11 protein-coding genes and 1 pseudogene are annotated in these 13762 nt (G+C 67.0%); 6 read left to right on the top strand and 6 right to left on the bottom strand.

Features of this window, described 5'->3' with window-relative positions; all coding sequences use genetic code 11:
• Positions 1 to 173: 173 nt before the first annotated feature.
• Positions 174 to 743: pseudogene (locus tag ACQPWU_RS54010) on the top strand (AfsR/SARP family transcriptional regulator).
• A gap of 169 nt (positions 744 to 912) precedes the next feature.
• Here the strand turns inward: ACQPWU_RS54010 and ACQPWU_RS54005 are convergent.
• Both ACQPWU_RS54005 and ACQPWU_RS54000 read right to left on the bottom strand, forming a co-directional pair.
• Positions 913 to 1761 (bottom strand): oxidoreductase, encoded by an 849-nt coding sequence (locus ACQPWU_RS54005; protein WP_433434853.1) that lies wholly within the window; start codon positions 1759 to 1761, stop codon positions 913 to 915.
• A 230-nt stretch (positions 1762 to 1991) separates the two neighbouring features.
• The gene (locus ACQPWU_RS54000) at positions 1992 to 4454 is read right to left on the bottom strand and encodes a GH39 family glycosyl hydrolase (RefSeq protein ID WP_433434851.1); all 2463 of its coding nucleotides are present in this window, start codon (positions 4452 to 4454) and stop codon (positions 1992 to 1994) included.
• A gap of 568 nt (positions 4455 to 5022) precedes the next feature.
• On the opposite strand from ACQPWU_RS54000, the gene ACQPWU_RS53995 reads away from it, so the two are divergent.
• Positions 5023 to 6627 (top strand): DJ-1/PfpI family protein, encoded by a 1605-nt coding sequence (locus ACQPWU_RS53995; protein ID WP_433434849.1) that lies wholly within the window; start codon positions 5023 to 5025, stop codon positions 6625 to 6627.
• Between the two features lie 289 nt (positions 6628 to 6916).
• Positions 6917 to 7492, top strand: a complete 576-nt coding sequence (locus tag ACQPWU_RS53990; protein ID WP_433434847.1) for a hypothetical protein — start codon at positions 6917 to 6919, stop codon at positions 7490 to 7492.
• Between the two features lie 582 nt (positions 7493 to 8074).
• Here the strand turns inward: ACQPWU_RS53990 and ACQPWU_RS53985 are convergent.
• A complete protein-coding gene (locus ACQPWU_RS53985; RefSeq protein ID WP_433434845.1) occupies positions 8075 to 9196 on the bottom strand; it encodes an erythromycin esterase family protein in 1122 nt (373 codons plus the stop codon).
• Complete coding sequence (locus ACQPWU_RS53980; RefSeq protein ID WP_433434843.1) at positions 9193 to 9780, bottom strand: NADPH-dependent FMN reductase; 588 nt, start codon at positions 9778 to 9780, stop codon at positions 9193 to 9195. The genes ACQPWU_RS53985 and ACQPWU_RS53980 overlap by 4 nt, the downstream gene beginning before the upstream one ends.
• Positions 9781 to 9883: 103 nt before the next feature.
• Here ACQPWU_RS53980 and ACQPWU_RS53975 point away from each other — a divergent pair, with 103 nt between their 5' ends.
• A complete protein-coding gene (locus ACQPWU_RS53975; protein WP_433434841.1) occupies positions 9884 to 10549 on the top strand; it encodes a TetR/AcrR family transcriptional regulator in 666 nt (221 codons plus the stop codon).
• Positions 10550 to 11359: 810 nt separating this feature from the next.
• On the opposite strand, the gene ACQPWU_RS53970 is transcribed toward ACQPWU_RS53975, so the two are convergent.
• Entirely contained in the window at positions 11360 to 11668 is a 309-nt protein-coding gene (locus ACQPWU_RS53970) for a hypothetical protein (protein ID WP_433445597.1), read from the bottom strand.
• On the opposite strand from ACQPWU_RS53970, the gene ACQPWU_RS53965 reads away from it, so the two are divergent.
• A complete protein-coding gene (locus tag ACQPWU_RS53965) occupies positions 11628 to 12227 on the top strand; it encodes a replication initiator (RefSeq protein WP_433434839.1) in 600 nt (199 codons plus the stop codon). The two genes, ACQPWU_RS53970 and ACQPWU_RS53965, sit on opposite strands and share 41 nt — an antisense overlap.
• A gap of 94 nt (positions 12228 to 12321) precedes the next feature.
• On the opposite strand, the gene ACQPWU_RS53960 is transcribed toward ACQPWU_RS53965, so the two are convergent.
• Entirely contained in the window at positions 12322 to 12843 is a 522-nt protein-coding gene (locus ACQPWU_RS53960) for a TetR/AcrR family transcriptional regulator C-terminal ligand-binding domain-containing protein (protein WP_433434837.1), read from the bottom strand.
• 140 nt (positions 12844 to 12983) lie between these two features.
• Here ACQPWU_RS53960 and ACQPWU_RS53955 point away from each other — a divergent pair, with 140 nt between their 5' ends.
• Complete coding sequence (locus ACQPWU_RS53955; RefSeq protein ID WP_433434835.1) at positions 12984 to 13727, top strand: cysteine hydrolase family protein; 744 nt, start codon at positions 12984 to 12986, stop codon at positions 13725 to 13727.
• Positions 13728 to 13762: the final 35 nt, after the last annotated feature.

The following is a 13762-nucleotide window of genomic DNA, read 5'->3' as shown; positions in this document are numbered from 1 at the left end:
GGGGCATGGAAGCGAGTCGGAACAGTCGTCCAGATGCGATGTCGCCCCGGCATGCTCATGTCACTCCGAGAACGGCCGCCACGGACCCCCGTTCATGAGCAGCCGTCTCAGCGTGGCGCTCCTGGGGCCGCTGGAGGTCTGGCGGGACGACGCCGGAGGGCTACCGGCTGGAGGTGGAGCCCGACCATGTGGACGCGCTGCGCTTTCGCCGGCTGCTGGCAGAGGCGGCGCAAGAGCGGGACACCGACGCGCAGCGGAAGATCATGGAGGAGGCGCTCGCGCTGTGGCGAGGCACGCCCTTCGACGGAGTCAAATCCGCCGCACTACGGGCGTGCAAGGGCTCAAACCTGGAGGAGCGGCGTGTCCAGGCCCTGGAGCGATGAATCGACCTGGGCCTGGCCGAGGGCCGCCACGACGAGATAGCCGCCGAGGTGCGTGAGCTGGCGGCCGGCAATCCGCTGCGGGAGCCGCTGTGGGGGCGCCTGCTTCTCACGCTGGACCGCTGCGGGAGGCAGGCCGAGGCGCCGGCCATGTATGGGCGGCTCAGGCGCCGCCTCGCCGAAGACCTGGGCGTCGATCCATCCTCTGAGCTGCTGCGCATCTACGCGGCACTGCTCGACTGCACGATCGGACCGTGGCGATCAACGCCCCAGCGATCGACCTGCTCTGCGGTACGTCGTCCCACGAGGATCGCACCGGCCGGCGCCATCTCGCCGAGCGTCAGTCCGCCCGGCCGGGGCTGACGGATCTCCCCGTCCGGCGTGCGGTCCGATTCGTGGAGACGCATGAAGCCGTCGCCGCCCGGGTTGCCCCGTTTGTCGTTCGGACCCGCGATGTACCCGTCCAACGACACCGACGTGTCAAGTACCGAACGCAATCCCTACGACGAAAAGGACATCAACGTGCGAACCGTCATCTCACAGCCGTCGAGGCGCTGAGGTGTTCCCATGCATCCAGGGCCTGCCGCTGACTGTCGAGCTTTTCGCGGATCGCCTGGACCGCCTCTGTGCCCAGGGCCAGGCGTAGTGGAGGTTCTGGAGAGGCAACCGCCTCGATGATGGCGGCCGCGACCCGGAACGGGTCGTTGGGCTGGCGCCCCGACAGCCCTTCAAACCACTCCAGGGCCTTGCCGACGCTGTCGGCGTAATCGCCGCTGCGAGGTGTCCGGGCGATCGCGCCTGCGGCGAAGTCGGTGCGAAGCGGGCCCGGTTCCACGATGGTGACCTTGATTCCGAGGTGCGCGACCTCTTTCGCCAGCCCTTCGGCGAGGCCTTCCACGGCGAACTTGGTGCCTGCGTAGGCGGTCTCGCCTGCCGCTATGGGCGCGATGCCTTCCAGCGAGGAGATCTGCACGATGTGGCCGCTGCGCTGCCGGCGCAGCTGGGGCAGGACGGCGCGGGTCACGTTCAGCGCACCGAAGACGTTGGTCTCGAACTCACAGCGAAGCTCCTCTTCGGGTAGCTCCTCCAGAGCACCGAACAACCCGTAGCCAGCGTTGTTGACCACGACGTCGAGACGGCCGAACGCAGCCAGCCCATCGCCTACGGCCGCGCTTGCCTCATCTGGATCCGTCACATCCAGGCGGGTCGCGATGGCCTGGCCGGGGTAGCGGCCGGTGAGATCGTCGAGCCGCTGGGGATCGCGGGCGGTAGCGACCACCTGCCCGCCGTGGTCAAGGACCGCTTCGGCCAGCGCCAGTCCGAGTCCCGACGACGCACCCGTGATCAGCCATACCCGGGATTCATCGCCTGACAGTGCCATTGTGTTGCCCTCCTTTGGTGCTCGATCTTCCCCGGCTACCCGCCCGGCCGGATGGCACACCGGACAAGGGCCGGCTCGTACTCGCGAACACGCGCTTTCGCGCTCCGGCCCAGGCTTCCTCGACCGGAGCCCGCCTGATGCCCCACCTGGCACCAGCCCTCCTGGCTGCGGGCAAACGACCATGTGGAGCACGCATCAGTGACCGTGTGTGGTGACGGCGATATCGGCGACTAGTGATAGACCTTGATCTGGGCGAACTGGATGCGTGACGGCCCACGGCTGGACCGGCCAGGGTTAGAGCTCTCGACTTTGACGCAGCGCGCTTGAACGGGCGAGAACCCGAAAGTTCGACGGTTTGCGCCGGGATTCGGGAGGTTGGACTCGCTGGTCACGGTCGTCCACGCCGAGCAGGACGCGTCCGAGGCCACCTGGATAGCAAAGTCCGATGGGAAATCCTGGCCGTCCTTCTCCGGGTAGAGGTCGACTCGGCTGATGGTGTGCGGGGTCCGCAGGTCGACCTTCACCGACCCTCCCCCGGAGGTCGCCTGACTCATCGAGCCGGCCGAATCAGCGGTCGTGACCGCCGCCGACGCAGCGACATCGGCAGCGCTGTACGCCTGCAGCTCGGTCAGCTGCAAGTAATGGTTGGTGTCATTGCTAGGGGCGCAGCCGACCTGGAGTTTCGTCGCGTAGACCCGAAGGTGACGGTAGGTGCCGGACACGTCGAAGGATCGAGCCGTGGCGGGTCTGGGGAGCGGCTTGCCGTCATTGTAGTTCTTCTCGACGACGAGATCCGTCCAAGGCCCGTTCGGAGCCACGCTGCCCTGGATCGCGAAGTCGACGGGAAAACCGTAGCCTTCGCAATCCTTGTCGTCGCGGGGCCACAACTTCACCTGGCTGAGGGCGAACTTGTCGCCAAGGTCCACTTGGACCCACTCGGTGTGGTCTGCTTCCGGGTAACCCTGACTGGCGAAGCCGCTGACCGCTTCTCCCGCATCGGCTCGGGTGAACGTGTGGTTGAGCCCGTCGGTGAGGGCGCGCTTGGACCAGGTCCACTGTTCAAGAGACGAACTCGCCGTCACGGCCTTGCCGAAGGCGAGGTTCCGCGAGGCGAAGGGGATCGCCACCGGCGGTGCCTGTGCCGCCTCGGCGGCGTGTGGAGGAGCGGGTTCCAGCACGTATGCCACGACGCTGTTGGCCGGGAGATTCAGCGTGGGGGAGAAGCTCCACGCCGGCGAAATGACGCGGCTTTCGACCGGGTTGAGGTTTTCGTTCGGGCCGACATCCCAGCCTTGCAGACCGGCGGCGAAGTCGCCGTAGTAGTTGGCGTGCGTGGCGTCGATCACGTATTGCGTGACCTTGACATTCTCGCCGCGCGAGAAATAGGGCAACCCGATGACGCTCAGCATGAGGTCAGTGGCGGTCGGCTGGTCGTTCCAGGCCAGCGCGATGACCTTTCTGCTGGTGGCGTTCTTCGTAGTGATCGCGCCCACCGCGCCGTCGCCGGTACCAGGGCCGGACGACGTCGTCGAGAGAAGGGTGGGCTGCATCATGTTGTAGAGCTTGAATGTGTTGAAGGCGGCTTTCTTGTGGTTGTCGACGGTGACCATTCCGAGGTCGCCGTTGAAGAGCCGGGAGGGCGTCAGCCCTTCCTTGGGCGAGAAGAAGAAGATCTTCGACAGGCCCGGTTGTGCCACTGCGCGGGCGATCTGGCGGGCCGCGTAAGATGCGCCGGCGTTGGTGTCCGTAACCGTCCCGGGGCCGTTGTTCATGACGAAGGTGCTGTTCCACTCCGTGATGAAGATCGGCTTGTTGCCCAGGCCCGCCTGCTGCAGAGCCGCCTGGGCGTGGGAGATGTCGAAGGTGCCGCCGTACTCGTGGAAGCTCAGGAAGTCCAGCGGCACTGTCGGGTTGGCCTGGAGGTACCGCACGAATGAAGCGAGGAACTCGGTGTTGGGACTATGTGTCGCCGGTCCGCCGATCTTCGCGGTCGGATCGGCCGCCTTCACTCCTTCGGCCGTCGCCCGGTACATGAGGTTGTAGTCCTCCTGGGAGCCTGCCCAGAACTGGCTCAAGCTGGGTTCGTTCCACACCTCCCAGTGCCAGCCGGTATATCCAAGGTCCTTGTAGTGCTGGACCATGTTGCGGACGATTTCCCGCCAGTACGTGTTGTTGTTCGGCTTGGCGGGGCTGTAGCCGGAGTCACGGTCGGCTCCGCCGAGAACGTGCGGGGTGAAGGCCAGCCCCATGACCGGGGTCAGTCCCTTCTCCACCAGGGGCAGCACGACCCGGTCCAGCTTGGAGTAGTCGTAGCTGAAGTTCGGCGCCGTGCCTGAAACGACGTTGTAAAAGTTCTCGTTCAGCAGGTGAGTGATCGTGACCATTCTCAGCCCGGCATCGCGGAAGTTGTCATACGACTCCGGCAACCAGTTGAGACTGTTGTGCGTCAGATAACCTCCTTCATTGGCGTTGAGGTATTTCGCCGGATCGAAACTGCCGGCGTCGGACCCGTAGTCCGCACGGATGGTGACGGTGGCCGCTTCGGCGGGCGATGAGAGGGCGATGGCGGCGGAGCCGGCCAAGACGACCGAGGCCGCAGCCGCCAAGGTCTTGCGAAGACGGCGTCTCCCGGACGGTGTCCTCTCACGGCGACGGGCTAATGGGGCGAGGGGATTGGTCGTGATCTCATTCATGTGCGCGTGGTATCCGGTTCTTTAGACGCGATGTCCAGGGGTATTAACTGAGCAGGCACCCACGGTCGCCACTCACGAGCTCGGGTATTGCTGCGACGAGCTGGTGCGCGGCCACAGGTGTGAAAACGCTGCTTTGGGCTTACTCACGTTTACTGTAGTGATTCGCGCGGCAGCATCACCCGACAAGCCGCGCGGGACAATGCGAGCAGTGTCGCACCTGTCGAGTTTGGATGCGTCGCTATAGGAGTGTCAACGGTCATATGCCGGACATCATTATGGTGGGAATGACCCACGCCAGGCACTCTTTCGATTCGCCTGGTCAGATGCCCAGTACGCCCATCGAGATTGCCATGAGCCAAACCTTCACCGACGCGGCAACATCAGCAATGTCCGCCAAATGTCCGGTGATTGCCCTTGCCTAAAGTCCGCCAATCGAACAGTATTCGGTGGCGCTTATTCGCGTGCGTTGGAGGGGAACGATCATGCGGGGCGAAACGAGGAATCGGGCAGCCCGTCAGCCGGGCGCTGACCGGCGTCCGATCTCACTTTGTTCCCGGAGGAGCCCGCGATGACCGTTCACGAGGCACGCACGGGCGGCACGATCCGCACGGTCGGCCGGGCGATGGTCGCGCCTTTCCTCATCCTGCTCGTCCCGTACTGGCTCGGCGTTCTCGAGGGTCACCTGGTCATGATGATCGGGCACGTGGCGATGTACGTCCTCATGGCGGCGGCCATGCTGAGGCGGCACGACGAGTACGTCCACCACCACCGCTTCGTCATCCGGTGGAAATGGGTCAGGACGACGGCCGTCGTGCTGGTCGCGCTGCTGATCCCGGGCGGGGTCTCCGCGGTCAGCACGATCGGCAGGTTCGGCGACCAGTACCGGGCGCGCCCGGACGCCGTCACGGTACGGCCCGCGGCGAAGACCCATGACCCGGCCAAGCCCACCGTGGCCTTCCTGACCGGCAGCATGGGCACCAACGCGGCCGACATGCTCGGCCCGTACGAGGTGCTGGCGAGCACCGGCCGATTCAACACCTACGTCGTCTCCCCCGGCTCTCGGCTGATCCCACTGACCGGCGGCCTGGACATCGTGCCCGACCTGACCTTTGACGAGTTGGGGCGGCTGCTGGGCGAGCGGCGCGACACCCTCGACGCCGTGATCATCCCGGCCCTGCAACCCCCCGCCCCCGCCGAGTCCGACTCCATCAGCGCCTGGCTGCGGCAGCAGTCGGCCGCAGGCGCGCTGACCGTCAGCGTCTGCAACGGCGCCCGTACGCTCGCCGGCAGCGGACTGCTGGACGGCCGGACCGCCACCTCCCACTGGATACGGATGTCCGGGCTGCGCACGGACTTCACCAAGGTCAACTGGGAGAGCGGCCTGCGCTACGTCGACGACGGTAACGTGATCACGACGGCGGCCGTGTTGTCCGGCATCGACGGCGCCCTGCGCATCGTCGAACGCCTGACCGACACCGACACCGCCCGCGCGGCAGCCCGCAGCGTGCACTGGCGCCACTACTCCCCCGGCGCCCCCGCGCGGATCCCCACCTCCGGCCCGGAACCGGCGGACGTGGTGGCCGCGCTCAACTCCTCCTACCAGACCCGCCCCTCGACCATCGGTGTACGGCTCACCGACGGCATCGGCGAACTGGAGCTCGCCTCCGTGTTCAACTCGTACACCGAGCAGTCGATGATCGGGCGAACCGTAGCGGTCGGCGATGGCCCGATCCACTCCAAGCACGGCCTGACCTTCGTCCCCCGCTCGACCCTCGCGGCCGCCGCCGACGGCCTCGACCGGCTCCTCGTGCCCGGCCTGGACGCCGCCCGGCGCCAGGTGGCGGGTGCCGGGGGCCTGCGGCCCGAGTACGTCCACACCACCGAGGAGTTCGCGTTCGACCCGGCGATGCGTGACATCGCCCGTACGTACGACGTGCAGACCGCGAGGTTCGCCGCCAAGACGTTGGAGTACCCGGTGATGGACGTCAAGCTCACCGGCAGCGCGTGGCCCTGGACGGAGACCATCGTTCCCGTGCTGCTCGCGCTGCTGGGCGTGGCCGTCGCCATGGCCACCGGCGCGGTGGTCCGCAGGGTGCGGGCCGCCGGCCGGCGCCCGGAGCCCGCGGCGGCCGTGGCGGAGTCCGCCGAGCCGCTGGGAAGTGCCGCTGGGTAGGGCGGCCGGGCGCCTGGGCCGGGTCAGCCTGCCGGCGCCCGCAAGCGAGCCATCCGCCTCATGACGCGCGTACGACGCCACGACGAAGGGAGGTCGCCATGATGAGTATCCGCATGTGTCCGGTGAATGTCCGCCTCGCGACCTGGTCAGATCCGCGCTTGATGGTGGAGCTTAGGCGGGGTGCGCGCTGGAGTGTCGACGCCGAACGCAAACATCGGCGGAGTCCCTGTCAACAACCGCTCCGACTCTTCCAGTACGGTGCGCACCGCTTTCGAAAGGACAATCACGAATGACGACCCTCTTCGCCGGGCCGCGCCGTAAGGCCGTCCTTTGGCTGGCTGTGGCGATGGCAGCCGCACTCTCGGCCGGTGTGTCCGCCGCGCCGACGTACGCCTCCACGGCGGGCACGGAAACCGCGTCGACCGCTGTCCATCGTGTCAAGGTGTACGAGCTCGTCACCAAGGACGGCGGCTTCTTCTACACGGCAAACGAAGCCGAGAAGCAGACCGCGCTCAGTTACGGCTGGCGCATCACGCAAACGCCGATGTACTACATCGCCAACGCGCCTTTTCCCGGTGGCAAGCCGCTGTATCGGCTGCGATGGCTGAAGAAGGCCTCGTACATCGTCTCGACCACCGAAGCCGAGCGCGACCGGCTGGTGGCTTCCGGCCAGTTCCGCTACGACGGCAATCTCGGCTACGCGCCCGCCAACAGGGAAGCCGGAGGTGACGTGCATGTCTGGCGCCTGTCTCAGATGAACAAGTGGCGGCTGGCCATCGAGGCGCACAAGGACAAGATCCTTGCCAACGAGCCCGGCTGGCGATTCGACGGCCCGGCCTTTTACCAGTTCACCAGCCCCAGTTGAGCACGACAGTTCGTGACTAACTGATCTTGACTGTGTAGGAGTCGGTGACTGCGGAAGATCCTGCAGCCCGGCTGGCGGCCTTGATGAACTGTTCGCCCAGGCGAGCACGGGGCTATCTGCTGGGGATGCAACTCTTCCGCAGTGACTGGCTGATGGTTTCAAGGACGAGTTCTGGCTCCATCTTCTGGTCGCGCGCATGACCAAGGCCCTGTAACCGCGATCCGCAGGGAATCGCGATCCGCTGGAGGTGCCGATCCTGCAGACGCACCGGTGGGGGCGGAGGCCGAGGTCGCTCAGTTCCGCCGTAATCTGCCGGGAAACGATCATCGCTAGGCTGGGAAGCGATCTTCAGGTCATTCTCTTCATGCCTGGTCAGATCCACTCGTGAACACCCCACAAGGGGCCGTTCATGAGACGGTCGAACTGAAGTTGACGGGATCCCGTCTGATCATCGCGATCAGGCGGGATCTTGTCGTTCGAGCCCAGCAGTGAGCCGCGTTCTCGCCCCGGTGCCGGCTGTCCGGAGCCGGTCAGGATGACGGCGGCCCGGCCTGCCGATACGTCGGGCTCCTCGCCGCACCTCTACGCCGTCAACCAGTGCACGGGGGACACCTGGCGCAGGTGGACGAGCACGTCGAACGCGGCGGGCAGGGAGGCGACGGCGAGGTGTTCGGCCGCGTCCCTGGAAGGGTCGTAAACGCCGCTGATGACGCGGGCTTTCATCGGCCCGTCCCATCCGCCGTCACGCAGGTCGAGCCAGTGGGCGGGCTGGTCGGTGGCGCCGAGGCGGGCGTCGAGCCAGTCGGAGGCCGGTTCCGGGACGGTGACGGCACCGAGGTCGCCGTGGTGGAAGCCGATCGCCACAGAGACGTAGCGGGTGCCGTAGTGGTCGCGCAGCACACTGCCGAGCGTGGGCTGAGGGCCGCGTTGAGGCGCCAGGCCCAGGGTCGCGGGAGCCGCCGAGGTGTGCGCGATGCCGTCCCAGTAGGCCACACGGCGGCCGCTCCGGTGCTGGTGGTTGACGATCGTGTCGGCCCAGGTCTGGGCTTCGCCGGCATAGTTGCCGCGTCCGGCGACGCTGCGCTGGTGGAAGTCCACGATGAGGCGCATCCGCTCCAGGACGAAGTCGCCGGGCAGTTGCTCGACTATCGCGAGCGCGTTGCGGGCGTGTTCGGCGAAGGGACGGCCCGGGTGCAGGCCTCTGGCCCGCTGCACGTGCTCGTCGATCTCATGGGCGGTGCGGATCGGCTCCAGGTGGACGGCCAGCTCGGCCAGCCGGTGCGGGGCGGCACGGCGAACGTGCTCCATGATGGCGTCGTAGTCGGCGGGCTGTGCTTGGGCGGGCTTGACTCCGAAGATCCGGACCGGGTCGTCCGGGCGGTCCTGGTTGAAGGCACGGATCCACTCCAGCGCCGCGGCCATTTCGGCGGTGCGCCAGGGGCGCCAGGCACCGGCCAGGGCGGATCGCGCCGTGCCCGCGCCCCCGGTGACGTACGCGTCGAGGGTCGTCCCGACGGAGGCGTTGTCTTGTACGGCCAGTGCACGGAAGCCGTGCCTGCGGACGAGGCGGCGGAAGAGCTGGTCTCGCACCTCGAAGGTCTCGTGAGCGAATCTGGTGGACTCGCCGAGTCCGGCGACGATCGCGCCGGTGGCGATCGCGTCGGCCAGGTCGTCGAGCGTGGTCTCTGTCATCAAGGAGGTCATGCCGAAACTCCTTCACGGATCGGTTCGAGCGCCCGCGACCAGGCGACGACGTCGTTCAGCAAGGCGATGAGGGCGGAGTGCTGGTGCGGGCCGGGAGTGAGGTCGCCAGGCTCGGTGGGGGCGGAGAAGGTGAAGTCGTGGTGCAGGGACAGCGCCACCTGGCTGCGAACGGTGGCGACCTTCAGCTCGGCCAGGATCAACCGGAGGTGCTCGACCGCGCGGGTCGCGCCGTGCAGGCCGTAGCCGACGAAGCCGGCCGCCTTGTTGTTCCACTCGGCGTACACGAAGTCCAGGGCGTTCTTCAGCGCACCGGGGATGGAGCGGTTGTACTCCGGGGTGACGAACACGAACCCGTCGTAGCCGGCGATCGCCTCCGCCCAGCGGATGGTGTGCGCCTTGCCGTACAGGCCGGACGCCGGCGGCTGCGGCTCATCCAGCAGCGGCAGGCCGAAGTCGGCGAGGTCGATGATCTCGAAGTCGACCGCCGGCTGCTCCCGCGCGGCGACTTCGGCCACCCACTCGGCGACGGCGCGGCCGCGGCGGCCGGGGCGCGTGCTGCCGACAATGATGCCGATCTTGGTCATTGACGTCTCCTCAACGGAAAGGTGTTGCACCGATCGGTGTAGAGATTACGCAGAACGGCGTAATCAATGCAAGGTTCGGTGTAATCGGCTAGGCTCGGGAAGCGTGACCGAGAGAAAGAAGCCGGTCGGCCAGCCGGACAAGCGCCGGGCGATCATGGCCGGGGCGCTGACCCTGTTCGCCCGCGACGGCTACACGCGCGCCGGGCTGGACGCGATCGCCGTGGAGGCGGGGGTGTCCAACCGCACCATCTACAACCACTTCACCGACAAGGCCGAGTTGTTCCAGGCGGTGATGCAGGAGAGCACGCAGCGGGTCGCAGACACCATGGTCGACATCATCGACCGCCATCTGACCAAGGTGATCGATCTCGAGAGCGATCTGATCGACTTCGGACTGGCCTGGCTCGGCGTGCTGACCTCCGACCTGGCCCCGCACTTCGCGCTCATCCGCCAGATCAACGCCGAGGTTGAGCACATCCCGCCGGACGCGCTCAAGCTCTGGCAGGAGACCGGCCCCGGCCGTACCCGGCGCGAACTGGCCGAACGCCTGCGCCGGATCGCCGAGCGCGGTGACCTCGCGATCGACAACCCCGCTCGCGCGGCCGGGCACCTGATGCTGCTCATCTCCGCGGACAACCTCACCGACCGGGCGGACCTGCACAACGAGAACGCGCTCCGGAAGATGGTCACCGCAGGCGTTTTTACCTTCCTGTACGGCTATGCGGAACGGACCGCGGTTGGCGGGCGCGATGCCGCTGACGGCTCGTGATGCGGTTGCCTATACGGGAAACGATCAGTTCGAATGCGGGAAGGGATCTTTTGGGCCTCAGTTTCGCGAGGTCACACCTTCTCGTGAACACCCCACCAGGGGCCGTTCTTGAAACGGCTGGACTGAAGTTGACGGGATCCCGTCTGATCATCGCGATCAGGCGGGATCTTGTCGTTTCAGGGGTTTCCGAATCTGGTTCGCCCTGGTTTGGGAGCCGCCGAGCAGGTGTCTGGGAAGGCCCGGGTGGTGTCAGGACGCTGGTGGAGGTCGGAGTTCGCGTCGCTGGGCATGGCGATGCCTGCTCCGGGGTGGGTGCTGCGACAAGGTGATCTGACTTGCGCAGTATGGGGCGGGTGGTGGCCTGCTCCGGTCCGCGAGCGGCGTACGGTCGATGTTGCTCTGCTGGGATCTCGAGAATGTCGGCGGATGTGTCGGGCTCGTCTGGGGGCTGGTGGGCGTGGCGCCAGTGGTCGAGGAAGTGGTCGTTGGCGACGGTGACGAGCAGTGCGACCAGGATGGTCTGGGCGACGCGGCCGTGGGCGAGCCGGTCCTTGGAATCGCCGAGGCCGAGGTCGTGGCATTTGAGACGGCCGTTCAGCCCTTCTGCCATGGCCCTGGCTGTGGAGTACGTTCATCGCCACGAGGGGCTGAGGTGGGGCAGGTCCTGGCGGAACTTGTCGGGGTCGTCGCGGTGCAGGGTGATGGTGTGCTGGTGGCAGATCTTCGGCAGTTCGCCGGTCTTGTGGTCGGGTGTCGGGGGCCTAACGCGGGGTTTGGCCGCTGGGTGGGCGGCTCGCTGCCGGGCGTAGGTCAGGTCGACGGCAGTGGGCCGGCCGCCCGCGCTGGTGGAGGCGGTCGAAGCGGGGCCTGTTCGCCGCGTTCCAGCCAGGCCACGGTGGCGCACATGTGCCGTAGCCAGGCCCGGTAGGTCTGTGCCGAGCGCGGCCTGAGATCGGTGCAGCCGGTCAGCACGAACTCGTCGATCGTCTCGTGCCGCAGCCACACCTCCGGATCGTCCGGCAGGCCTCGGCGGTGGCACCAGGCGGCCAACCGGGTGGTGGCGTGCAGCAGCCGCTCAATGTTGTATGGGGAGTGGTCGGCGCTGGTGGCCACCAGCATCCGCACCGTGTCGGCGACCTACACCCACTCGAGCCAAATGACGGCCGCTTCTGCCCGGATGTCAGGGTTTCGAGGGCGGCAGAAGGACGGCTCGGCCATGTCGTCGATGTCATCGCGACGTCCTGCACGAGGTTCGGCCCCTTGCCGGGGTGGGTCGTCCGGCCACAGGCGAGCCGCAAGAGCGGTCTCCGAGAGGGCGACGATGGCCACGTCTGGCCAGGAGCGTCCGGCTAGCAGCTCGGCGATGGGCTGGCGGTTGACGCCGGAGACGGCGGCCGGGCCGCGCAGGCTCAGGCGGCGTTCAGCCAGGGTGGCGGGATGGCCTGGACGACGACAGCGGCGGTTGGCGTGGTGCCAGGCCTGCGGGTCCTCGATCAGGTCTCTGGGAGCGGGCGAGCGCTGGGCGCACATGCTCGGTTATCGCAGCCACTTCTCGACCGAGTCACGGCGGTACTCGACCACGCTCGGCGCGCTACGCGAGGTGCTCCTTTCGTCGCCAGGAAGCGCTCAAGCATGGCGGCGACCGCTGGCAACCTGTGGAACCCTTCCACTCAGGTGATCACCACGTGGCAGCTCGCCGGACAAGGTTACGTCGACGCAGCTGATCGGGGAGGGCGGGGCTGTCCGGCACCATGAAGGTGCGCCTCACTCGTTCAGTGTTCGCCGGTGAGTAGGCGGTGGACCTCGTCGGCCGCGGCGTCGTCGGTAGTCGGTTCTTCGGTGAGCAGGCGGTACCAGACGACCCCGAGGATGACGTCGGCCATGACGCCAGGGTCCAGCCCGGCCGAAAGCGTGCCGTGCTCCTGGGCTCGGGAGAGCAGGTCCAGGCAGGCGTCGCGTCGGTGACTGGTGAAGAAACGCAAGGATGCGGCGGCGACGGGACTGGTCTGGGCGTCGGCCATGAGCAGCCGGAGGGCAGCGGCCACCTCGGGGGCGTTGGCCTGCAGGTAGACGGATCTGATGTATGACCTGAGGTCGGCGGCCGCATTGCTGGTCGCCGGCACCTCGACGACGATGCGGGCGCGTTCGACCAGAGCCTCGGCCAGGACCTCGGACCGGCAGGACCACCAGCGGTAGAGGGTGCGCTTGCTCACCGCGGCTCGGGCGGCCAACTCCTCCATGGTGAATCCACGCGAAGCTGTTTCCTCGGCCAGTTCCAGGGCGCTGCTGAGCACGTCTTGTCGTGCTTCTTCGTTGCGTCGGCGCCCCGCGTGCTGACGTGCGCCTTTGCCCGCCCCAGTCGTCCCGGCCATCGCCGTCTCCGCCTTTCCGATCACTGTTTGCCTCGACTTTGTCGACACGATAAGTTTACATATTGTGGGTCGCGACCAGATCCACCCACGCGCGCAGCGGCCTGGCCAGGTCAGGCAGCGTCGAGGTGACGACAGTCCCCCTGATCGCGCCGCGCGGCCAGACCTGCGACGAAGGGAACAACCCGATGCCGGCAAATAGCCACAACAGAGCGCAGACCGGCCTGGTCATGGTCGATCCGTACAACGACATGCTCAGCGAGGACGGCAAGGTCTGGCCCGCAGTCAAGGACGTGGCCCAGTCGATCGGACTCCACCAGCACCTGCGTGAACTGCTCGTCGGCGCACGGGCGGCCGACGTGCCGGTCTTCATCGCACCGCACCGCCGCTGGCGCCCGGGTGATGCCGACAACTGGCAGCAACTGGCACCACCCTTTCGCAAGCTGTCCGAAGCGCGGCTATTCGCCCTCGACAACTGGGGCGGCCAATGGCATCCGGAGTTCGGGCCTCAGCCCGGCGACATCGTGGCCTATGAGCACTGGGGGATGAGCGGGTTCGCCAACACCAACCTGGATCTACAACTACGGCAGCATGGAGTCGAGCACATCATCCTCGTCGGCATGACCGCCATCGGCTGCGTGGAAGGCACCGGACGGCACGCCGTGGAACTCGGCTACTCGGTGACCCTCGTCAAGGACGCGACCGCCACCTGGAATGAGGAGGCCATGCGCGCCGCGCACGAGATCAACGGCCCGCTTTACGCGACCGCAGTGCTCACCACCGACCAGGCGCTGGACACCTTGAAATGACGGTCCTCGCGACGGGGGCATCGTGAACCCGTCAA

It is taken from the genome of Nonomuraea sp. CA-141351, from assembly GCF_050944675.1.
GTDB lineage: Bacteria > Actinomycetota > Actinomycetes > Streptosporangiales > Streptosporangiaceae > Nonomuraea.
This window is presented reverse-complemented; position numbering and strand designations above follow the sequence as displayed.